The organism is Microbacterium sp. SL75, assembly GCF_026625865.1.
Taxonomy (GTDB): domain Bacteria; phylum Actinomycetota; class Actinomycetes; order Actinomycetales; family Microbacteriaceae; genus Microbacterium.
The window spans coordinates 2,473,375-2,494,889 of the sequence record NZ_CP113067.1; the positions used below are offsets into that span (position 1 = coordinate 2,473,375).

General features: G+C 70.5%; 20 protein-coding genes. 14 read left to right on the forward strand and 6 right to left on the reverse strand.

Annotated elements, in window-relative coordinates:
* Positions 1 to 110 precede the first annotated feature (110 nt).
* On the reverse strand, positions 111 to 2,087 hold the full coding sequence (locus OVA17_RS11595; protein WP_267786703.1) for a glycosyltransferase family 39 protein: 1,977 nt from the start codon (positions 2,085 to 2,087) through the stop codon (positions 111 to 113).
* Positions 2,088 to 2,310: 223 nt separating this feature from the next.
* On the opposite strand from OVA17_RS11595, the gene OVA17_RS11600 reads away from it, so the two are divergent.
* Both OVA17_RS11600 and OVA17_RS11605 read left to right on the forward strand, forming a co-directional pair.
* Positions 2,311 to 3,942, forward strand: a complete 1,632-nt coding sequence (locus OVA17_RS11600; RefSeq protein WP_267789387.1) for a cellulase family glycosylhydrolase — start codon at positions 2,311 to 2,313, stop codon at positions 3,940 to 3,942.
* Between the two features lie 92 nt (positions 3,943 to 4,034).
* A complete protein-coding gene (locus OVA17_RS11605) occupies positions 4,035 to 6,032 on the forward strand; it encodes an ArnT family glycosyltransferase (protein WP_267786704.1) in 1,998 nt (665 codons plus the stop codon).
* Between the two features lie 324 nt (positions 6,033 to 6,356).
* Here the strand turns inward: OVA17_RS11605 and OVA17_RS11610 are convergent, their stop codons facing one another.
* Entirely contained in the window at positions 6,357 to 7,148 is a 792-nt protein-coding gene (locus OVA17_RS11610) for an alpha/beta fold hydrolase (RefSeq protein ID WP_267786705.1), read from the reverse strand.
* A gap of 57 nt (positions 7,149 to 7,205) precedes the next feature.
* Here OVA17_RS11610 and mug point away from each other — a divergent pair, with 57 nt between their 5' ends.
* From mug to OVA17_RS11640, 6 genes are all read left to right on the forward strand, one after another.
* Positions 7,206 to 7,772, forward strand: coding sequence for a G/U mismatch-specific DNA glycosylase (gene mug / locus OVA17_RS11615; RefSeq protein ID WP_267786706.1), 567 nt, complete (start codon positions 7,206 to 7,208; stop codon positions 7,770 to 7,772).
* A gap of 41 nt (positions 7,773 to 7,813) precedes the next feature.
* On the forward strand, positions 7,814 to 8,212 hold the full coding sequence (locus OVA17_RS11620; RefSeq protein WP_267786708.1) for a DUF2809 domain-containing protein: 399 nt from the start codon (positions 7,814 to 7,816) through the stop codon (positions 8,210 to 8,212).
* Between the two features lie 90 nt (positions 8,213 to 8,302).
* A complete protein-coding gene (locus OVA17_RS11625) occupies positions 8,303 to 8,599 on the forward strand; it encodes a DUF1905 domain-containing protein (RefSeq protein ID WP_210076389.1) in 297 nt (98 codons plus the stop codon).
* Between the two features lie 9 nt (positions 8,600 to 8,608).
* Positions 8,609 to 9,082 carry a prepilin peptidase gene (locus OVA17_RS11630; protein ID WP_267789388.1) on the forward strand — a complete coding sequence of 158 codons (474 nt, stop codon included), beginning with the start codon at positions 8,609 to 8,611 and terminating at the stop codon, positions 9,080 to 9,082.
* A gap of 67 nt (positions 9,083 to 9,149) precedes the next feature.
* Entirely contained in the window at positions 9,150 to 10,220 is a 1,071-nt protein-coding gene (locus OVA17_RS11635) for a YihY/virulence factor BrkB family protein (protein WP_267786709.1), read from the forward strand.
* The gene (locus OVA17_RS11640; RefSeq protein ID WP_267786710.1) at positions 10,213 to 10,944 is read left to right on the forward strand and encodes an NAD(P)H-hydrate epimerase; all 732 of its coding nucleotides are present in this window, start codon (positions 10,213 to 10,215) and stop codon (positions 10,942 to 10,944) included. Before OVA17_RS11635 ends, OVA17_RS11640 begins: the two co-directional genes overlap by 8 nt.
* Positions 10,945 to 10,954: 10 nt before the next feature.
* Here the strand turns inward: OVA17_RS11640 and OVA17_RS11645 are convergent, their stop codons facing one another.
* Complete coding sequence (locus tag OVA17_RS11645) at positions 10,955 to 11,710, reverse strand: glutamine amidotransferase (RefSeq protein WP_267786711.1); 756 nt, start codon at positions 11,708 to 11,710, stop codon at positions 10,955 to 10,957.
* A 68-nt stretch (positions 11,711 to 11,778) separates the two neighbouring features.
* Between OVA17_RS11645 and OVA17_RS11650 the strand changes: the two genes are divergently transcribed.
* Both OVA17_RS11650 and OVA17_RS11655 read left to right on the forward strand, forming a co-directional pair.
* A complete protein-coding gene (locus OVA17_RS11650; protein ID WP_267786713.1) occupies positions 11,779 to 12,006 on the forward strand; it encodes a response regulator in 228 nt (75 codons plus the stop codon).
* Positions 12,003 to 12,647 (forward strand): CYTH domain-containing protein, encoded by a 645-nt coding sequence (locus OVA17_RS11655; protein ID WP_267786714.1) that lies wholly within the window; start codon positions 12,003 to 12,005, stop codon positions 12,645 to 12,647. The genes OVA17_RS11650 and OVA17_RS11655 overlap by 4 nt, the downstream gene beginning before the upstream one ends.
* Positions 12,648 to 12,809: 162 nt before the next feature.
* Here the strand turns inward: OVA17_RS11655 and lpdA are convergent, their stop codons facing one another.
* Both lpdA and OVA17_RS11665 read right to left on the reverse strand, forming a co-directional pair.
* Positions 12,810 to 14,207: a dihydrolipoyl dehydrogenase gene (gene lpdA, locus OVA17_RS11660; protein WP_210076375.1), complete on the reverse strand. Its 1,398-nt coding sequence runs from the start codon at positions 14,205 to 14,207 to the stop codon at positions 12,810 to 12,812.
* Positions 14,208 to 14,216: 9 nt separating this feature from the next.
* Complete coding sequence (locus OVA17_RS11665; RefSeq protein ID WP_267786716.1) at positions 14,217 to 14,858, reverse strand: copper resistance CopC family protein; 642 nt, start codon at positions 14,856 to 14,858, stop codon at positions 14,217 to 14,219.
* Between the two features lie 295 nt (positions 14,859 to 15,153).
* Here OVA17_RS11665 and OVA17_RS11670 point away from each other — a divergent pair, with 295 nt between their 5' ends.
* The 3 genes from OVA17_RS11670 (at position 15,154) to OVA17_RS11680 (ending at position 16,969) form a co-directional block, all read left to right on the forward strand.
* On the forward strand, positions 15,154 to 15,642 hold the full coding sequence (locus tag OVA17_RS11670) for an FHA domain-containing protein (protein ID WP_210076372.1): 489 nt from the start codon (positions 15,154 to 15,156) through the stop codon (positions 15,640 to 15,642).
* On the forward strand, positions 15,642 to 16,328 hold the full coding sequence (locus tag OVA17_RS11675) for a MerR family transcriptional regulator (protein WP_210076370.1): 687 nt from the start codon (positions 15,642 to 15,644) through the stop codon (positions 16,326 to 16,328). The genes OVA17_RS11670 and OVA17_RS11675 overlap by 1 nt, the downstream gene beginning before the upstream one ends.
* Before the next feature lie 95 nt (positions 16,329 to 16,423).
* Complete coding sequence (locus OVA17_RS11680) at positions 16,424 to 16,969, forward strand: MerR family transcriptional regulator (protein WP_210076368.1); 546 nt, start codon at positions 16,424 to 16,426, stop codon at positions 16,967 to 16,969.
* 215 nt (positions 16,970 to 17,184) lie between these two features.
* Here OVA17_RS11680 and OVA17_RS11685 read toward each other — a convergent pair whose 3' ends face one another.
* Positions 17,185 to 17,997, reverse strand: coding sequence for a ParA family protein (locus tag OVA17_RS11685; protein ID WP_055835478.1), 813 nt, complete (start codon positions 17,995 to 17,997; stop codon positions 17,185 to 17,187).
* Positions 17,998 to 18,065: 68 nt separating this feature from the next.
* On the opposite strand from OVA17_RS11685, the gene OVA17_RS11690 reads away from it, so the two are divergent.
* Complete coding sequence (locus tag OVA17_RS11690) at positions 18,066 to 21,473, forward strand: pyruvate carboxylase (RefSeq protein WP_267786721.1); 3,408 nt, start codon at positions 18,066 to 18,068, stop codon at positions 21,471 to 21,473.
* The last annotated feature ends 42 nt before the right edge of the window (positions 21,474 to 21,515 follow it).

The following is a 21,515-nucleotide window of genomic DNA, read 5'->3' on the forward strand; positions in this document are numbered from 1 at the left end:
AGTCTACCGGCGGCGCAGTGAGCGCCGTGGCGCGACCTGTCGGGGCGAGACCGCGCCGTTCGTCCGCCTGTTCCGGCGACGTGCACGCGAGGCGGCAGGGCCGCAGCCGGTCACCCACCCGTGCACTGATAGAGAGTGGCGCCGGTGACCTTGTTGATCTCGCCGCCCTCCTTCGATTGGCTGAAGTCCCATTCCTTCACCTCGTGGCAGCCGGGGCCGGTCGCCACGCGTCTCACCGGGTCGCCCTCGGGAGCACCGGATGCCACGACGAACACCCGCGCGTGACCCGTCTGGACCATCTGCTCGAGGTCGTCCGTCGTGAACACGGGCACGTGTCCGCTGTAGCCGCCGTCGGTGAGCACGCTCGAGCCGGTGGCGTCGATCACCTGCGACGACAGGGCCCACGAGTCGGTCACGAAGAGCGGGGTGCCGTTCTCGCCGCCGCCGTGTTGACGGGCAGCCTCGGCGATCTGCGCGACCGCGGGGCTCATCTGCGGGGTTCCGCCCCAGATCGAAGGGGACGAGACCGTGAACGTCTCGTCGGGGTGGCCGCCGCGCGCGGTGACGCCGACGTAGGCGTCGCCTCCGCTGCCGTCGCGCGCGTCGTCGAGCACTTGGAGGCTGGTCGCCACGGGCAGGCAGATCAGGGCGACGGCCAAAGCGGCCGGGGCGGCACGGCCGAGACGGGGGAGCGAACCGGGTGATGCCAGGGCGGCGGTCACGCCCACCGCGAGCCCGAGCGCTCCGATCGCGATCGCGGGGACCAGCAGCACCGCGGGCAGACGCGCCTGGCCGATGAGCGCGACCCACCAGGCGGCCTGCACCACGACGACGGCCGGCAGCGCGAGCCGCCACCGTCTGAGGGGCGCACGAAGCAGCCGTACCCCCTCGACCCAGGCGACGGCGACGAGCAGAACCATCGGGACGCCGAGGGCAGCGACGTACGCCGTGTGCGGCACGTGGGTGAAGGAGAGGACGGCCGCGGCAGTCGCGAACCACACCGCGGCGACGACGACGAGCGGCAGGCGGGCCGTGCTCAGCGGCGTGCGTGGGCGGCCGCGTCGGGGCAGATACCGCCAGAGGCCCAGGGCGATACCGGCGAGCGCCGCCGGGTACAGCCAGCCGATCTGGCTCACGAGCGGCAGCTCCAGCAGTTTCGTGAGGGTCGGGGAGCCTCCCGAGCCGGAGGGGGCGGGCGTCGTGAGCGCATGGCCGAGGGCGGCGAGGGTCGCGCCGAGCCCGCCCGTGGAGCTCGAGGCGCCCACCGAGCCCGGGACCGCTCCGGGCACGAAGCGGTCGAGGCCGTTGTATCCGAAGACCATCGCGAAGACGTCGTTCGTCGTCGACCCGTCGATATAGGGGCGCGCGTCGGCGGGAACGAGGGCGACCACGGTGATCCAGGCGACGGATGCCGCGAGCGCGGCGCCCGTGACGGCTCCGGCGCGAACGAGGCCACGACGCCATCCCGGGGTCGCGATGTGGGTGCCCGCGACGAGGGCGGGAAGGACGAACCACGCGGCCATCATCTTCGCCTGGAAGCCCACGCCGATGAACACCGCACAGAGCACCAGCGGCCACCATCTCGCGGTGAGCACCGCGCGCTGCCACCACACCAGGGCCACGGCGAGGGCCATGGTGAGCAGCCCGTCCTCCATCGGGTGGGCGAACATCGACACGAAGATCGGGGTCGAGGCCGCCGCGGCGGCGACGAGCAGCCCGGCGCCGCGTCCTCCCCAGCGGAGGGCCAGCACCGCGCACGCGACGACGGTGACGACACCCTCGATCACCTGGGGGAGGGCGATGGCCGAGATCGACATCCCGAAGAGACGGATGCTGAGCGCCTGGGGCACGGCGAAGCCGCTGAGCTTGTCGAGGGTGACCGTGGCATCCGGATCGAAGGCCCCGAAGAAGAGCGCGTGCCACGACTGCGACATCGACCGGGCCGAAGCCTCGTAGAAGGAGAAGTCACCGCCGCGCGAGAGGTTCCAGCAGGTCAGCACGACGAAACCCGCGACGATCAGCGTCAGCGCGATCCGTGCCCACCGGGGTTCGCGCCACCAGCGCGCGAGAGGGACGGGAGAGGTCACGACGCACAGATTCCCTCGGTGAGAACGGGAGCGGGTATCAATCGGCTATGCCGCCGCTGTGGGTGACACGACCGGCGAGAACCGCGCTTGCGATCGTCTTGGGGCACGCACCGAGGACCGCCTTCCGAGACGACCGCGGCGGGCGGCGTCGCCGCGCCGAGAAGATCGCCGAATCCGCTCCGCCGCAGCGCTCGCGCCCCCTACGATGATCGCGGAGGTGCCCATGTCCGTTTGGCGCAAGAACCGCTCGTTCACGCGTCGTGCGCTGCGGCGCGCTGCGGCTATCGTCGCGGGCGCAACCCTCGTCGCCGCGGGGGCGATCGCCTCTCCCGCGTCTGCCGCGACGGCGCTGCCCGGCTGGCTCTCGACCAACGGGTCGACGATCGTCACGGCATCCGGTGCACCGTTCACCATCAAGGCGGCCGCGTGGTTCGGCATGGAGACCTCGAACTGCGCCCCGCACGGGCTGTGGTCGATTCCCCTCGACGACGGCCTCGCCGCAATCGCGGGGATGGGGTTCAACGCCATCCGCCTCCCCTTCTCGAACGAGTGCCTCGCCGCCAAGACGTCGAACTCGATCAATGCGAACGCCAACCCGGGACTGGTCTCGCTCACCCCCCTGCAGCTCATGGACACCGTGATCGCGCGGGCCAAGGCGCACGGTCTCTCGGTGATCCTCGATCGGCACCGTCCTGATTCCGCGGCCCAGAGCGAGCTCTGGTACACCGCGCAGTACAGCGAACAGCGGTGGATCGACGACTGGAAGATGCTTGCCGCTCGCTACAAGAACGAGTCCGCCGTCATCGGCGTCGATCTGCACAACGAACCTCACGGGTCGGCCTGCTGGAACTGCGGCGACCCCGCGCGCGACTGGCGCGCGGCGGCCACCCGCGCCGGCAATGCGGTGCTGGCGGTGAACCCGAACCTGCTCATCATCGTCGAGGGCGTCGAACGCCAGAACGACGGATCGAGCACGTGGTGGGGCGGCGGCCTGAAAGACGCGGGCGCCGCACCGGTCGCTCTCGAGGTGAAGAACCGCGTGGTCTACTCGCCGCACGACTACCCGGCGAGCGTCTACGCGCAGACCTGGTTCTCGGCATCCGGTTATCCCGCCAATCTCGAAGCGGTGTGGGATGCCAACTGGGGTTACCTCGTGCGGGGGAACATCGCTCCCGTGCTGCTCGGAGAGTTCGGCACGAAGCTCGAGACGGCGAGCGACCGCGCCTGGCTCGACGCGCTCGTGGGGTACCTCGCGAAGACCAAGATCAGCTACGCCTACTGGTCGTTCAACCCGAACAGCGGCGACACCGGTGGGCTCGTCGGCGACGACTGGCGAACCCCGCAGAAGGCCAAACTCGCCGCTCTCGCGCCGATCCTGACACCGGTCGCCTCGCCGGCGCCGCAGCCGAACCCCGCGCCGACGGCCACGCCGAAGCCGACGGCGTCTCCCACGGTGTCACCGAAGCCGACGGCGTCTCCCAAACCGGCGGCTCCCAGCCCGTCGCCCACCGCGTCGCCCACCCCTGCACCCACGCCGAAGCCGGGTGCGAGCGCGGCGGCTGGCATCACCGCTACCTGGGTTCCGCAGAGCACCTGGGGCGAGGGATACGTCGCCGAGCTCACGGTGACCGCCACCGGGCCGGTGAAGAAGTGGTCCGTATCCTTCGACGCCCCCGGCACCACCGCGGTGTCGAACGCGTGGGGCATGAGCTGCTCCGTGGCCGCGGGCCGTGTCACGTGCACCGGAAGCGCCTGGGCGGCTGCGCTCGCTCCCGGTCAGAGCGTGCGGGTGGGCCTGCAGGCGGCAGCCACGCGGGCACCGTCCGCTCCGAAGCTCATCGTCACGGCATCCTGAGGTCCTCCTGCGAGGGGGACGACCTCGCATCCATCGCTGGCGCATAGGGTACCCAGGGCTGCGATGGGGGAAGCGTTGCCTACGATGCGCCGGTGGCCGCTGCATCTCCTCTCGTTCCCACCCCGACGCTTCCGCTGACGTCGGGTCTGCGTCGACCTCGACGCTGGACCGTCGGCCTCGCCGCCGTCGGACTCGTCGCGCTCGCCCTCACAGGGTGGCAGGTATGGGCGGGGGCTCCGAGCGAGTACTACGCCTCCATCGCGCTGTCGATGAGTCGCTCGTGGTCGAACTTCTTCTTCGGAGCCGTCGACCCCGCCGGCACCGTGACGCTCGACAAGATCCCCGGGTCGTTCTGGATCCCGGCGCTCTTCGTGCGCGCCTTCGGGTACTCGGCGTGGGCGGTGATCCTGCCGAACGCGTTCGCGGCGGTCGCCGCGGCACTCGTCGCCGCCTTCGCCGCACGACGCGTGGCAGGGGAGCGCGCCGGGCTCATCGCCGGCGCGGTGGTTGCCGTGACGCCCATCCTGGTCGCGGTCGCGCGCTCGAACCAGCCCGAGACGTTCTTCGTGCTCGGTCTGTCGCTGACGGCCTGGGCGGCGGTGCGCGCCGTTCAGGCGCGCAGTTTCGGGTGGCTCATTGCCGCGGGCGCCCTGATCGGCCTGTCGTTCCAGTTCTACGAGCTCGAGGCCTGGGCGGTCTGGCCGGCACTGGCCGCCGCATACCTGTGTACCCGGCAGCCGTGGTCTCGACGCATCGGTCACCTCGCGCTCGCGGGTGCGGTGAGCCTCGCGGCCTCGCTGTGGTGGGTCGCGATCGTGTCGCTCATCCCCGCGGGAAGCCGGCCCTACATCGGCAGCACACTCACGAACAACCCGTGGGAGATGGTGTTCGGCTACAACGGCCTGGGCCGGTTCTCGGCGACCGCCGACAGCGGTGCGTACGAGTCGTTCACCCCTCCGTTCTCGGGAGAGCCCGGGGTGCTGCGCCTGTTCAACGCCCAGCTCGCGGGGCAGGTGGCGTGGCTCGTTCCGGCCGCCGTCATCGCTCTCGTCGTCCTGTGGGTGCTGCGCTTCTCGCGACCGCTCACGGTGTTGCTGACCGTGTGGCTCGCCACCTTCGCCGCGATGTTCTCCGCCGTCGCGGGAATGCACCAGTTCTACACGGCATCGCTCGCGATACCCCTCGCCCTCGCCATCGGTACCGCGCTCGCCGTGGCTCATCGCGCGGGCAGGGTGTGGCCGCAGATCGCGATCGTGGCCTCCGCGGGGGCGACGGCTCTCGGCATCGGCATCTCGACCGGCGGATACAGCGTGCCCGTCTCGATCGCTCAGGCCATCGCCGCCGTGATTGCAATCGTGCTGCTGTCGACACGCCACCGTAGGCGTCCGGTCACCACCGTCGCGCTGATGATCGGGCTGCTGCTGACCCCGGCCGTCTGGTCGGCGGTCACCGTCGCCCACCCCAACTCGATCAATCCCGTCGCGGGAGGGGTATCGGAGACCTCGGGTTTCGGTGGCCGGGGCTTCGGCGGCGGAGATTTCGCCGGCGGGATGCCGACCGGCGGACGCGGCAGCCAGGGACTCGGCGCCGCACACGGGGGAGGAGGAACGCCGGGCCAGGGGTTTGGGCAGGGATCCGGCCCTGCGACGGCGCCCGGCGGCTCGGCCTCGGGGCACGCGCGCGGGGGAGCGGGCGGAGCGCCGACCGGCGGCGCAGGCTTCGGCGCCGGTGGCGGCGAGGACAGCGACGCTCTCGTCTCGTGGCTGCAGGCCCGCGGTACGGGATCCACGTATCTGGCCGCGACCTTCGGGGCGCAGTCGGCGGCGCAGTTGATCATCGCCTCGGACGGCGGCTCGTTCCTGCCGATCGGCGGCTTCAACGGCACCGACGATGTGCCGACCCTGCAGGCCTTCACCGCCATGGTCGACTCGGGCCAGGTGCGATACGTCATCGGCGGCGACCAGCGCGGCGGGGGCACGTCGATGGCCGCCGCGGCCACGACCACCGCGTCGTCGCAGATCCGCACCTGGGTGACGCAGCACTGCGCCACCGACAGCTCCGCCCCCTCTACGGTCTACGACTGCGGCTGAGACGGCGCTTTTCCGGTTGAGTGTCCACGACACTCCGGGTCCCGGGACGCGCGTGCGGCGTGCCTTGGACACTCGACGGAGGGCAACCGCCGCCCATGCATCTCGCGCACGTTCAGCCCGGGTACGTCGAGTGTCCAAAACACCCGGACGAATTCGAAATCTCTCCGGGTGTTCTGGACACTCAACGAGCGGGAGCGGGAGCGGGAGCGGGAGCGGGAGCGGGAGCGGGAGCGGGAGCAAGAGCGGGAGCGGGACACCCCGCGAGAGAACGCGGGATGCCGTCGGGACGGCGCCGCGGCAACTCCGCGCACCGCGGCTCGCGGCTCAGCGCCCCAGGAACTCCATGCCCGCTTCGCGGAACGTCCGAGCGCCGGGGGCATTCACGTGGTGGCGGCCCGGGATGTCGGCGAACTCACCCTGGGGGAGGAGCCCGGCCAGGTGCTTCGACTGGTCGTGGATGGGGTCTTCCGTTCCCGTGGCGATGAGCACGGGCTGCTGTGGGGGCGACGAGGGGTCGGGATCGGTCTCACCCAGGCGCATCCCCTCTGCGATCGCGACGAGCGCACGCAGGTCGTTGCCCGGCACGCGTTCGGCGAGCGAGACGTAACGCTGGGTCGTGGCATCCTGAACGGGTTCACCGTGGTCGAGGAATGCCCGAGCCTGGTCGACCTGCAGTCGCGCGAGAGGACGACCGTCCGGGATGCCGCCCAGAACCGCGCGCTCCACGTGTTCGGGGGCGTCGACGGCGAGCTGCCAGCCGACCCGCCCGCCGAGGGAGTAGCCGAGGTAGCGCACCTGATCGAGGAGGTACGTGTCGAGCACGGCGACGAGGTCGCTGACGAGCGTGGGCATGGTGTACGACGCGGCGTCGTGCGGTTTCTCGCTGGCGCCGTGACCGCGCTGATCCACCGCGATCACGCGGTAACCGGCGCGGAGCAGGTCGCGCACCCACCCGGTGTTGACCCAGTTGTCGCGGGTGCTCGAACCGAAGCCGTGGACGCACAGGACGGGATCTGCCTCGACGTCGCCCCACGAGTAGGTCGCGAGGCGCACGTTGTCGCCGACGATGACGAACTGCGCGGGAGGGACCTCGGTCAGGGCGGGAACGGCATCCATTCCTCCGATCCTGGCAGAGCGCGCCGGCCCGCACCGCGTAGTGGTCATAGTGGTCTCATGGGGTATACGCGCGCCGAACTCGAGTCCTATCGGGATGCCACGAGGCCCGACCTCGTCGAGCCGGGCGTGCGATTGCTGTTCGTCGGCATCAACCCGGGCCTCTGGACCGCGGCGACCGGGACCCCGTTCGCACGCCCGGGCAACCGCTTCTGGCCGGCGCTGGTGAGGGCGGGGATCCTTCCGCGTCTGCCCGCCTACTCCGAGCCGCTCGGCGACGAGGACCGCCGCATGATCTTCGACGCGGGAGTCGGCGTGTCGAACCTCGTCGCGCGAGCGACCGCGCGAGCCGATGAGCTGTCACGGGAGGAGCTCCGGGCGGGTGCGGCGTCGCTCGTCGAGCGGGTCGCCGGGTGGCAGCCTCGGGCCGTCGCGGTCGTCGGGCTCACCGCCTACCGCCAGGGCTTCCAGCGGCCCCGCGCGGCCGCGGGGCGACAGGAGGAGTCGATCGCGGACGTCCCCACCTGGGTGCTGCCCAACCCCAGCGGGCTGAACGCCCACGACACCGTCGACTCGCTCGCTCGCGCGTACGCCGACCCGGCGCGGGCCGCGGGGGTCATCCGCTGACGCGCGTCTCACGCCGCGGCGGAAGGTGTCACGATGGCAGGATGCCGCCCACTCGACGCCGCACGATAGCCCTGTTCGCACTGGCTGCGGTGGTCGCCGCCGGGCTCGTCGTCCACCTCGTGCTGCCCTCGAACACCGCGACCGATATCGCCGGCGACGCGCTCTACACGGTCGCGGTCTACGCCGCGCTCGTGATGGTGCTCCCGCGCCTGCGCCCGTTCGTCGTCGGCCTGATCGCCGGGGGATGGAGCGTGGCCGTGGAACTCTTCCAGGCCACGGGAATCCCCGTCGACCTGGCGGAACGGTTCCGTCCCATCGCGCTCGTGCTCGGCACCGGGTTCGACGCACGCGACATCGTCGTCTACGTGTGCGCGGCGATCGTCGCCGTCGGCGCGGATGTCGCCGTCGGACGCTCGCCGAGGCGCGAACCGCAACGATGAGCGTCGACGTTCCTCCCCAGGGGATGACGCGGCCCGCCGTCAGCCGCTCACCGGTATCGTGACCACCTCGCACGACGGAGGGGAGCGGCGATGAGAGTGCGGTTCGAGGGCGACGTCTTCCGGTGGGAGGCGCGCAGCGACAGCGACTGGTACTTCGTCGCGCTGCCGCCCGAGCTCAGCGCGGAGATCCGTGAGACGCAGACGTATCGGCGCGGTTTCGGCGGGGTGCGGGTCGACGCCACGATCGGCGCCACGACCTTCCGTACCTCGATCTTCCCGCAGGCCGGGGGCGTCTACGTCCTGCCCCTCAAGCGTGCGGTGCGCGACGCCGAAGCCATCGACCCCGGGTCGTTCGTGCGCGTCGACCTCTTCGTGATCGACGCCTGAGCCGTGCCGATGCTGATCGCACTGGCCGCCGGAGTGTTCGCCGTGGCGGGCATCGCGCTCGCCGTGGTCGACGTCCGCACCCACCGGCTGCCCGATGCGGTTGTGCTTCCGGCGCTGCTCGTGGTCGCGGCGCTGCTGACGGCCGAAGCCCTGCGCACCGGTGAACCGGGGCGTGCGCTCGGCGTCGTCGGGGGGTCGGCGGCGGCGTTCGCCGTCGCTCTCGCGCTGCACCTGTCGCGTCCCGGTGCGTTCGGCGGAGGAGACGTCAAGCTCGCCGCCTTCGTCGGGGCGCCGCTGGGGTGGTACGGGCCCGAGGCCGTGGCATCCGGCCTGCTCTTCGCTGTTGTTCTCGGCGGCGTCGCCGCCACCGGTGTTCTGCTCGCGGGTGAGCGACGCACGCAGATCGCCTACGGCCCCTGGCTTCTCTCGGGCGCGTGGCTGCGTCTGGTGGGCGGGCCGGGAGAGGGGATGCCGTCGGGCTGACCTGTCGCTGCGCACCTCCGCGGTCAAGCCCGTGGGGCACGCCCCGCCGCGCCGATACCCTGAGCGCATGGCTGACCTCATACGTCGTGTCACGGCGTGGGCGCTGCGGCTCCGTCTCGTGCGCGCGTTCCTCGTCTATTCGGGGGCGCGCGGCCCCATGCTCGCCGACAGCGTGACCTATCGCACCCTGTTCAGCCTGTTCGCTGCGGTGCTCATCGGGTTCTCGTTCGCGGCGATCTGGCTGTCGGGGAACCCCGATGCGTTCTCGGCGCTCGAGCGAGCGGTCAACAACGTGGTGCCGGGTCTCGTCGGACCTGATGGTCTGCTCGACGTGAGCAAGCTCGATGCCCCGCGGGAGTTCACCGTCGCGGGGGTGATCGGAACCATCGGTCTGCTCGGCGCAGCGATCGGCGCCATCGGCTCGCTGCGCTCGGCCCTTCGGCAGATCGCCGGCGTCGCCACCGACGACACGCTCCCCATCCTCGTCATCGTGCGCAACCTCGCCGTCGCGATCGGCATCGGCGTCGCTCTCGTCGGCGCGGCCGTCGTGACCTTCCTCGCCACCGCCGGGCTGACGTTCGTGCGGGAGCTGCTGGGCATCTCCGCCGACTCCTGGATCTCCGCGGTGTTGACCTGGCTGGTCTCGACGCTCGTCGTCCTGCTGCTCGACACGGCCGCCGTGGCCGTGGCCTTCGCCGCCCTCTCGGGCGTGAAGACGCGCCGCCCCACGCTCCTACGAGGTGCCCTTCTCGGCGGCGTGGGACTCGTCGTCCTGCAGCAGTTGTCGGGGTTGTTCGTCGGCGGAGCGGGCAACAACCCGCTGCTCGCGACGTTCGCCTCGCTCATCGCTCTGCTGCTGTGGCTGAACCTCTCCAGCCAGGTCATCCTCATCGCGGGCGCGTACATCACCGTCGCCACCGAAGAGGACCACGACCGCGTCCGCGCGAAGTACGGCGCGTCGACCATGATCCAGTTCCGCGTCCGCCGAGCCGAGAAGGCGGTGCGCGCTGCGACCGGTGAGCTCGACGCCGCCCGCGCCGCAGAGACGAAGGAGCGCGAGAACCTCGCGACGAACGACCCTGCGGCGGCCGCTCGCGAGGACCGCGCCGAGGCTCGCGCGGGGTCCCCCGATGAGTGAGTCCGCGAGCGGGCTGCTGGCCTCGGGGGAACGCGTCGCCGCGTACAGCGCCGACGCCGTCCGTGCCGCCGAGAAGCCTCTGCTGGCGGAGGGGCGGCCGCTCATGCGCTGGGCCGCCGCGGCCCTGGCCGACATCGTCGCGCAGCAGCTCGTCGCGCGACCCGGAAGAGTTCTCGTCCTCGTGGGCGCGGGCGACAACGGGGGAGACGCCCTGTACGCCGCGGCCGAGCTCGGCGCCGTCGCCGAGCGCGTCGATCTGGTGCTCGTGCGCGATCGCGTGCACCGGGCGGCGCTCGATGCCGCGGTCGCCGCGGGAGCGCGCGTGCGGTCGGCGTCGGAGGTCCGCGGTGAGCTGGCCGAGTACGCGCTCGTGCTCGACGGCATCCTCGGCATCGGTCGTCTGGCGGACCGGCGCCCGCGCGGGGGAGCGCGCGCTCTCGTCGAAGGCGTCCGCGGCCTTCGGGAGCAACCGTTCGTCGTCGCGGTCGACCTCCCCAGCGGCCTCGATCCCGATGACGGGACGGCGGATGCCGCCGTGCTCGCCGCCGACGTCACGGTCACCTTCGGGGCCCTCAAGGCGGGCCTGGTCCGTGGACGGGGTCCGGAGCTGTCCGGACTCGTGCACCTGGTCGACCTGGGGCTCGAACCCTACCTCCGGCTCGCGCATCCCGCGGTGACCGCTCCCGTCCAGGTCGTGCGGGTGACTCCCCGCGACCGCTCCTGACGAGAGGGGTTCAGCGGGCGTAGCGCTCGACGAAGGTCCGCAGCATGAGTGAGGGAGCCGTCACGGGCGCGCGGCGGACGGCGGCGAGGGTCAGGTCGAGTTCGTCCGCCGCGAAGTAGCCGTACGAGGCGTAGGCGTGGATGCGCGTGACGATGCCGTCGAGGTCGAGCTCGGGGTGGAACTGCGTCGCGTACACGTTCTGCTTCACACGGAACATCTGCACGGGGCACGTCGGTGACGACGCGAGAAGGGTCGCCGAGGGCGGGAGCGCGCTGATGGCCTCTTTGTGCCCGACGAACGCGGGGAAGGTCGCGGGCAGTCCCTTTGCGAGAGGATCGTCGCGTCCCTCGGGGGTGAGGGAGATGTCGACGACGCTGATGGGCTCCGCGAACGTCCCGTCGATGGGTGCCCCCAGGTGCGTCCCTAGGGTGCCGACCCCGTAGCAGGCGCCGAGGAAGGGGACGTCCCGGGTGACGACCTCGTCCACCAGGGCGGCCATCTCGGCCTCGACGCGCCGTTGGACGGCGGATTTGCGCTCGGGCGGGTCGGACGCGTTGAAAGGACTGCCGCCGACGAGGATCCCCGACACCGCGTCGAGGTCGAAGGCGGGCATCGAGTCCCGCTCGAGCCGCACACGCAGCAGCCGCTCGGGAGGCAGCCGCGTGAATCGCAGGAACAGCGCGTACTCCTCGTCGGCCGGGCGGTCTTCGGCGCGCGTGGCGAGCAGCACGAAGGGGCGGTCGCCGGGGAGGTCGGTCGAGGTCACTCCAGCGATTGTAGGTGAGCGCTGTCAAGGCACCGGGCGGTGTCGGTGCCGCGGTCTACGCTGGCGTCATGGCTATTGCACGACTGACCGGAGGCCCGCTCGACGGGCAGGTGCTCCCGCTCGAGAACGAGTCCGACGACACGCTGATCATGCCCTACAGCGAGGGCCAGCTCGTCTACCGCCGCGATGGCGGCCTGGCGAACCAGGGCGAGTCCGACGGGCCGACCGAGGCCGTCTTCGTCTTCTCGGAGGAGACCGAGGACATCAACCCCGACGCCGACGGCCGCGACGATTGAGCGCAGCCCCGAGCGGGTCGTCGAACGTCGAGATCGAGTCGAAGTACGACGTCGACGATGAGACGCCTCTTCCCGACTGGGCGGCCCTCCCGGGCGTGACACGGGTCGGAGAGCCCGAGCCGCGTGACCTGGACGCACGCTACCTCGATACGGCCGACGCCGACCTCGCTCGCGCGGGGATCGCTGTCCGCCGCCGCACCGGAGGGCCCGACGAGGGCTGGCACATCAAGGGTCCCGTCGAGGGCGCTGGTCGCACCGAGAGGCAGTGGCCGCTCGAGGGGGACATCGACCCCGACGCCGATCCGGTGGTGCCCGAAGCGATTCAGGATGCCGTCGCCTCGGTCGCCGCGCCTCCGTTCACCCCCCTCGCGCGGGTGCGCAACCATCGCACCGCCTACTCCTTGCTCGACGCGGTCGGGAACGAGGTCGCCGAGTTCGTCGACGACCGCGTCCACGCCCGCGACGAGCGCCGCGGGGTAGAGTCCGTCTGGCGCGAGTGGGAGGTCGAACTCGGTCCTGCCGCGCCGACCGACGACGACGCGCGTGCGGCGTTCTTCGCCGCGGTCGACGCGGCGGTGTTCGCTGCGGGGGGCCGCCACGCGGCATCCGGGTCCAAGCTCGCTCGCGCGCTCGGGCACTGACCTCTCCGCCCGCGCGAAGAGACACGGCACTCCGCCGACGACACGGTCGCCACGTGCGACCGACCGTCGGCGGAGTGCCGTTTCGCGTTCGCGCCGAGGTCGCCCGCGGGGACGACGAAGGCCCGCCCGGTCGAACCGGGCGGGCCTTCGTGCGTCACGCGATCAGAGGTTGATCATGTGTCCCGTCAGACCGTGGAAGGCCTCCTGCAGACCCTCCGACAGCGTCGGGTGGGTGTGCACGTTGCGGGCCGCCTCGAGGGCGGTGAGGTCCCACTTCTGGGCGAGGGTGAGTTCGGGCAGCAGCTCGGACACGTCGGGGCCGATGAGGTGACCGCCGATGAGCTCGAGCGTCTCGGCGTCGGCGACGAGCTTGACGAAGCCGACGGGCTCGCCCAGGCCGTTGGCCTTGCCGTTGGCCGAGAAGGGGAACTTCGCGACCTTGATGTCGTGACCGGCGTCGCGGGCCTGCTGCTCGGTGAGGCCGAACGAGGCGACCTGCGGGTTGCAGAAGGTGGCGCGCGGCATGTTGCGATAGTCGCCGAGGGTCTGGGTCTCGGCACCGGCGATGGTCTCGGCGGCCACGACGCCCTGCGCCTCGGCCACGTGGGCCAGCTGCAGCTTGGCGGTGACGTCGCCGATCGAGTAGATGTGCGGCACGTTGGTGCGCATGTGGTCGTCGATGTCGATCGCACCGCGCTCGGTGAGCTTCACGCCGGTGTTCTCGAGACCGAAGCCGTCGACCTTGGGGGCGAAGCCGATCGACATGAGCACGCGGTCGGCGTCGATCGACCCGGTCGAGCCGTCCTTCGCGGTGTAGGCGACGGTGACCTTGTCTCCGTGGTCGGTGACGGAGTCGACCTTCGTGGAGGTGAGGATGTCGACGCCGTAGCCCTTGTACTGCTTCTGGATCTCTTTCGAGACCTCGGCGTCTTCGTTGGGCAGCGCACGGTCGAGGAACTCGATGATCGTGACCTTCACGCCGTAGTTCGTCATGACGTAGGCGAACTCCATGCCGATGGCCCCGGCGCCGACGATGACGATGGACTCGGGGAGCTCGCGGGTCAGGATCTGCTCCTCGTACGTCACGACGTTCTCGGAGAGGCTGACGCCGGGGAGCAGGCGCACGGTGGAGCCGGTGGCGATGATGACGTTGTCGAAGGTGACCTGCTCCTTCGACCCGTCGGTCAGCGTCACGTCGAGGGTGTGGTCGTCGGCGAAGAAGCCGCGGCCTTCGTACTCGGTGACCTTGTTCTTCTTCATCAGGTAGTGGATGCCCTTGACGTGGCCAGCGGCCACCGACCGCGAGCGGTCGAACGCCTTGCCGAAGTCGAAGGTGACGTCCCCCGAGATGCCGAACAGGTCGGCTTTCGCGTGGAAGGTGTGCGCGAGGTCGGCGTTGCGAAGCAGCGCCTTGGAGGGGATGCAGCCCACGTTGAGGCACACACCGCCCCAGTACTTCTCTTCGACGATCGCGACCGACAGTCCGAGCTGTGCGCCGCGGACGGCGGCGACGTACCCGCCGGGACCCGCACCAAGAATGACCAGATCGTAATGAGGCATGGTTCCAGCCTATCGCCCGGTGGTGTCGCCGCCGGCGGTCTTGCGGCCCGCGCGCGAGGCGAAGACGTAGACGAGGACGCCCGCCACGATCACGAGCAGGATCGCGAGCAGGATCCAGGGCAGGGGCGAGGCGCCGGAGCTGTCCTCGACGGGCAGGGGAATGGCCTCGGACGTCGCCGAGGGTGCGGCGCTCTCGGTCGCCGCGGGGCTCGCCGACGCGGTGGGGGTCGCGGTCGCGGTGGGGGTGGGAGCGGCCGCGGGGACCGCGAAGGCGAAGTCGCCGTCGATGGGGTGCCCGTCGCTCGAGACGACCCGCCACTTCACGGTGACGGTCCCGGATGCCGGCCCCGCCAGGGCCTGCGTCACCTCGGTTCCCGAGACGGCCGGGGCGCCGTTGGCGAGGGAGGCTCCGGCGGAGTCGGTGACCTCGATCACGGTCGCTCCCGCGTCGGTCAGGATGTCGGCGCTGTACGACAAGGTGATCTGGGAGGGGAGCGACTCCAGCGTCGCGCCGGCCGCGGGGTCGGTCGAGACGAGTTCGTCGTGGGCCGCGGCCGGCAGTGCCGGCACGAGAAGTGCGGCGGCGGCCAGCAGGCCTGCGGCGAGGACAGCGGGAACAGTGCGGCGGCGAGGCGTCTCGGAGGAAGTCATTCTCCGACCCTAACCAGGGTGAAAGCGGCCGGACGGGGGGCATGCGCAGGGTCTCGGCGTCCTGCGTAGCGGTCCGGGGTGAAGACGGCGCGCCGACAGCGGGTGATGCGGACTCGACAGGGGTAGGTCCGGGTCGATAGGTTCGAGTGTCTCGTCGGCCGCCTCCGCATCCCCCAAACCGCGGTGTCCCGGTTTCGGCGAATACAGACACATCACGCCTCACCATGACCCGCTCGAAGTCGGTCGACCCCGCCGTTGGCGACCGATCGGTTATGGTGAATATGAAGGAGAAGCCGTGGACGAGACCAGCCGATTCGAGCGAGACGAGATCCGGCGCGCGGCCGACGCCGCAGCGGCCGGCGCGTCGCACGACACGACCCAGACCCACGACGCCGACCTGTCGTTCGTGCCCTTCGGTGCCGATCTCACCGAGGCCGAGCTCGAGGCGATCGAGGCCCTCCCCTCGGGGGCGGCCCTGCTCATCGTGCGCTCCGGTCCGACCACGGGCGCCCGGTACCTGCTCGACACCGACGTGACCACCGTCGGCCGTCACCCCGAGGCCGACCTCTTCTTCGACGACGTGACCGTGTCGCGCCGTCACGCCGAGATCCTGCGTTCCGGCAGTTCGTTCGAGATCGTCGACCAGCGTTCGCTGAACGGCAGCTACGTCAACGGCGAGCGGGTCGATCGCTCGGCTCTCGTCAACGGCGCCGAAGTGCGCATCGGCAAGTTCCGCTTGAACTTCTTCGGCTCGCCGGTCGACCTGCCCGCGGCAGAGCGCTGATGGCGGCAGCCCCCTCCCGTAGTCGACAGACGGCTGCGGGGCTGCTCAGCATCGGCCAGGTGCTCGCGCGTCTGACCCCCGACTTCCCCGCGCTCACCTCGAGCAAGCTCCGCTTTCTCGAGGTGCAGGGCATCGTGTCGCCGACCCGCACCGAGTCGGGGTACCGCAAGTTCTCGCCCGCCGACCTCGAGCGCCTGCGCCTCGCGCTCACTCTGCAGCGCGATCACTACCTTCCGCTCGTCGTCATCCGCGATTACCTCGCCGACCTCGACGCGGGCCGCAACCCGGCGCCGCCCACATCGATCCCGTCGATGACGAGCGCTCCGCGCCGCTATCGTCGCGAAGAACTCCTGTCCGCCGCAGGCGCGCGTCCCCAGCTGCTGAACGACGCGGTCAGCACGGGGGTGATCGCCGGTGCCGATACGTATTCCGAGCAGGCCGTCACTCTGCTGCGGGCTCTCGTCGCGCTCGATCGCCACGGCATCGAGCCGCGTCACATCCGCTCGCTCCGCCAGAGCGCCGAGCGCGAGGTCTCACTGGTGGAGTCCGCGTTGTCGGCTCTGCTGCGTCGTCCCGACGCGCCTTCTCGGGCTCGCGCGAGTGAGCTCGCACCCGAGCTCGCGGCCCGTCTCGACGAGGTGCGCACGATGTTCGTGCGAGACGCTCTCGAGCGAATCCTGTCCTGATCGCGACACGCCGCAACCCTCGGAGCGGATGTCATTGCCGGGGGACCTCCGCTCATCTAGCGTGGAGGAAACGAACCGATGAGGAGGACGCGAGCATGAACGCTGGCGACGCACTCGGTGAACCTCGGTTCGCCGCTGATCTCCTCTTCACCGACGGTCTGCCCGAGATGGACGACGACACCGGTTACCGCGGAGCCGTCGCGGCACGCGCCGCCGGCATCACCTATCGCCAGCTCGACTACTGGGCTCGGACCGAGCTCGTCGTTCCGACGGTTCGCGGAGCGAGCGGCTCGGGGTCCCAGCGCCTTTACGGTTTCCGCGACATCCTCGTCCTCAAGCTCGTGAAGCGCCTTCTCGACACGGGCATCTCGCTGCAGCAGATCCGCACGGCGGTCGACCAGCTCCGCGCCGCGGGCATCCGCGACCTCGCCGGCACCACGCTCATGAGCGACGGGGCATCGGTGTATCTCTGCACTTCGAACGACGAGGTCATCGACCTGGTCAGCCGCGGACAGGGCGTTTTCGGCATCGCCGTGGGCAAGGTCCTCCGCGAGGTAGAGTCGACGCTGGTCGATTTCGAAAAGGCGACCCCCGAGGCCGTCGACGAACTCGCCGCGCGCCGCGCCGCCCGCACCGCGTAGACACGCCCGTTCTCGTCGGACGCCACGGCATCCGGCAATGCGTCGTGCTCCGGCTCCTCTTGGCCGACGACCAGCAGGGGAGCGGCGGGTGCGTCGACAACGCCGATGCCGGCACGGATCTCGGCCCCTCGATGTGCTCACCGGTCTCGCGGAGCGCCGTAATGACGGACGCCGCCCGACTGCGAGGCAGCGGGCGGCGTCGGACAGGACTGCGGTCAGGCCTGGGGTGCCTCGTTCTCGACGGGGATACGGCCGGTGCGCACGATCCGGTCGAGCAACGCATCGAAGTCGGCAGCGAGCTCCTGAGCGGAGTCGCCGGGCCACACGTGCAGCGGCTTGGCCGCGCCCTGCGCCTGCTGGAGCGAGGTGCGCTCGGGCAGCTGCGGGTTGAGGACCAGGGGGCCGAACATGTCGCGGAGTTCCTTGATGCGGAACTGGTGCTCGATCGACTGGGGGCGGACGCGGTTGACCACGACGCCGAGCGGCTGCAGGCGCGGCGAGAGTCCACGGCGGATCTCCTCGATCGCGCGCAGGGCACGGTCGGCTGCGGCGACGGAGAACAGGCCCGGCTCGGTGACCACGACGACGCGGTCGCTCGCGGCCCACGCGGTGCGCGTGAGGGCGTTCAGCGACGGCGCGCAGTCGATCAGCACCAGGTCGTAATCGGCCTCGATGGTCGCCAAAGCCTCTTCGAGCTTCCAGACGTCGCGGACACTGGGATGCGGACCGTCGAAGTTGATGGCCGAGGGGCTGCCGATGAGCACGTCGATCGTGCCCGGATGAACCTTCGCCCACCCGCTGGAGGTGATCGCCTGTCGGACGACCTTCTCCTTGGGGTTGGCCAGGACATCGGCGATGTTGAGCCGACCGGCGACTTGGATGTCCATCCCGGTCGACACGTCGGACTGAGGGTCGAGGTCGACGACGAGAGTGCGAACGCCACGTGCGAAGGCTGCGGAAGCCAGCCCGAGTGTCACGGTCGTCTTGCCGACCCCGCCTTTGAGAGAGCTGACGGAGAGTACGTGCACGAGAGTCCACGTTACCGTCCTCTAGGCTGTGAGCACATTCAGCTCCGCCAGCTTGACGTGAGGTGCGCATGTTCTCGAAGATCCTGGTCGCAAATCGCGGGGAGATTGCGATCCGCGCCTTCCGCGCGGCATATGAGGTCGGCGCCCGCACCGTCGCGGTCTATCCGTACGAAGATCGTGCCTCGCTCCACCGCCTGAAGGCCGACGAGGCCTACCAGATCGGTGAGCGCGGCCACCCGGTCCGCGCCTACCTCGACGTCGACGAGATCATCCGCGTCGCCCGCGAATGCGGGGCGGATGCCATCTACCCGGGCTACGGCTTCCTGTCCGAGAACCCGGAGCTCGCCGAGAAGGCGGCCGCTCACGGCATCACCTTCATCGGTCCTCCCGCCGAAGTGCTCGCGATGGCCGGCAACAAGGTCACGGCGAAGGAGCACGCGATCTCGGCGGGCGTTCCGGTGCTGCGCTCCACCCCGGCGTCGGACGACATCGACGAACTGCTCGCTCAGGCCGACGACATCGGGTTCCCCGTGTTCGCGAAGGCCGTCGCCGGCGGGGGCGGGCGCGGCATGCGCCGCGTGGAATCGAAGGGCGAGCTCGCCCCGGCCCTGGCCGAGGCCATGCGCGAGGCGCAGAGCGCTTTCGGCGACCCGCGCATGTTCCTCGAGCAGGCTGTCCAGCGTCCGCGTCACGTCGAGGTGCAGATCCTCGCGGATGCCGCGGGAGAGACCGTGCACCTGTTCGAGCGCGACTGCTCGGTGCAGCGGCGCCACCAGAAGGTCATCGAGATCGCGCCCGCGCCGAACCTCGACCCGTCGGTCCGCGACGACCTGCATCGCTACGCCGTCGCGTTCGCGCGCTCGATCGGCTATCAGAACGCGGGAACGGTGGAGTTCCTGCTGGAGACCGCGGGCCCGCGCACCGGCGAGGTCGTCTTCATCGAGATGAACCCGCGCATCCAGGTCGAGCACACGGTCACCGAAGAAGTGACCGACGTCGACCTCGTGCAGTCGCAGATGCGCATCGCTGCCGGAGCCACACTGTCCGACCTGCATCTCCAGCAAGAGGACATCCGCCTGCGCGGCGCGGCGTTGCAGTGCCGCATCACCACCGAGGACCCCACCCAGGGATTCCGCCCCGACACCGGGAAGATCACGACCTACCGGTCGCCCGGTGGGGCCGGCATCCGTCTCGACGGAGGCACGACAGCGGCCGGTTCGCAGGTGAGCCCGCACTTCGACTCGATGCTGTCGAAGCTCACGTGTCGCGGCCGCGACTTCGAGGCCGCCGTGTCGCGCGCCCGTCGGGCCCTCGCCGAGTTCCGCATCCGAGGTGTCTCCACGAACATCCCGTTCCTGCAGGCCGTGCTCGACGACCCCGCCTTCGTCGCGGGCGACCTGAGCACCTCGTTCATCGACGAACGCCCCGAGCTGTTGAAGGGCCGCGAGTCGAAGGACCGCGGAACGAAGATCCTCTCGTGGCTGGTCGACACCACCGTCAACCGCCCCAACGGTGAGAACCCGCTCTCGATCGATCCGGGCGCGAAGCTTCCCACGCTCGATCTGGCCGCCTCGGCCCCCGCCGGCTCGCGCCAGCGTTTGCGGGAGCTCGGACCCGCCGGCTTCGCGAAGGCGCTGCGCGAGCAGACCGCTCTCGCGGTCACCGAGACGACGTTCCGCGACGCGCACCAGTCGCTGCTAGCCACGCGCGTGCGTACCCGTGACCTCGCGCGCGTCGCCCCCTACGTCGCACGCCTGACGCCCGGACTCCTCTCCGTCGAAGCCTGGGGCGGGGCGACCTACGACGTCGCCCTTCGCTTCCTCGGCGAAGACCCGTGGGAGCGCCTCGACGCTCTCCGCGAGGCCCTGCCGAACGTCGCCATCCAGATGCTCCTGCGCGGCCGCAACACCGTCGGCTATACCCCGTACCCCACGGAGGTCACCGATGCGTTCGTGGCCGAGGCCGCGGCATCCGGTGTCGACATCTTCCGCATCTTCGATGCGCTCAACGACGTCTCTCAGATGCGCCCGGCGATCGACGCGGTTCTGCGCACCGGCACCGCCGTCGCCGAGGTGGCCGTCTGCTACACCGGCGACCTTCTCGATCCCGCCGAAGACCTCTACACGCTCGATTACTACCTTCGTCTGGCCGAGCAGATCGTCGATGCGGGCGCGCACGTGCTCGCGATCAAGGACATGGCGGGGCTGCTCCGCCCCACGGCCGCGGCCAAGCTCGTCTCGGCTCTGCGCGAGAGGTTCGACCTGCCGGTCCACGTGCACACCCACGACACCGCGGGCGGGCAGCTCGCGACCCTGTTGGCCGCGTCGGCTGCGGGAGCGGATGCCGTGGACGCGGCGTCGGCACCCATGGCGGGAACCACCAGCCAGCCGTCTCTGTCGGCCTTGGTCGCGGCCCTCGCGCACACCGATCGCGACACCGGTCTCGACCTCGCGGCCGTGAGCGACCTCGAACCGTACTGGGAGGCGGTGCGTCACCTGTACCGTCCGTTCGAATCGGGACTGGCCGGTCCTACCGGACGCGTGTACCGGCACGAGATCCCGGGCGGGCAGCTGTCGAACCTGCGCCAGCAGGCGATCGCGCTCGGGCTCGCCGACGACTTCGAGCTCATCGAGGACATGTACGCCGCGGCGAACCGCATCCTCGGCCGCGTGCCGAAGGTCACACCCTCTTCGAAGGTCGTGGGCGACCTCGCCCTGCACCTCGCCGCCGTCAGGGCCGACCCCGACGATTTCGAGCAGCACCCCGAGAAGTACGACGTGCCCGACTCGGTCGTCTCGTTCATGGCGGGCGAGCTCGGCGACCTGCCGGGCGGGTGGCCAGAGCCCCTCCGTTCGAAGGTTCTCGCCGGGCGGGATGCCAAGACCGGCACGACCCCGCTCACCGACGACGACCAGGCCGCCCTGGCGGGGGAGTCATCCGAGAGACGCGCGCGTCTGAACCGGCTGCTCTTCCCCGGCCCGACACGCACCTTCGAGCAGACCCGCGAGACGTACGGCGATCTCAGCGTGCTCGATACGGCCGATTATCTCTACGGTCTTCAGTCCGGCGGAGAGCACACCGTCGAGATCGAGCGGGGTGTGCAGTTGTTCGTGGGGCTCGAGGCCGTCGGCGAGGCCGACGACAAGGGCATGCGCACGGTGATGACGACGCTGAACGGCCAGCTGCGCCCGGTCTTCGTGCGCGATCGTTCGATCGACGTCGAAGCCCGCCAGGCCGAGAAGGCCGACACCTCGAAACCCGGGCAGATGGCAGCGCCGTTCTCGGGCGTCGTGACGATGAAGGTGACGGCGGGGGACCGCGTCTCGGCCGGTCAGGCGGTGGCCTCGATCGAGGCGATGAAGATGGAAGCGGCCATCACCGCGACCGTCGACGGCGTGGTCGAACGTGTCGCCATCGGTACCACACAACAGGTGGAAGCAGGAGATCTTTTGCTGGTAATCCGCCAAGCGCAGTAACCTAGAAGGGGGCGCTTTCGCGCCCTCTTCCCGTTTGGAGAC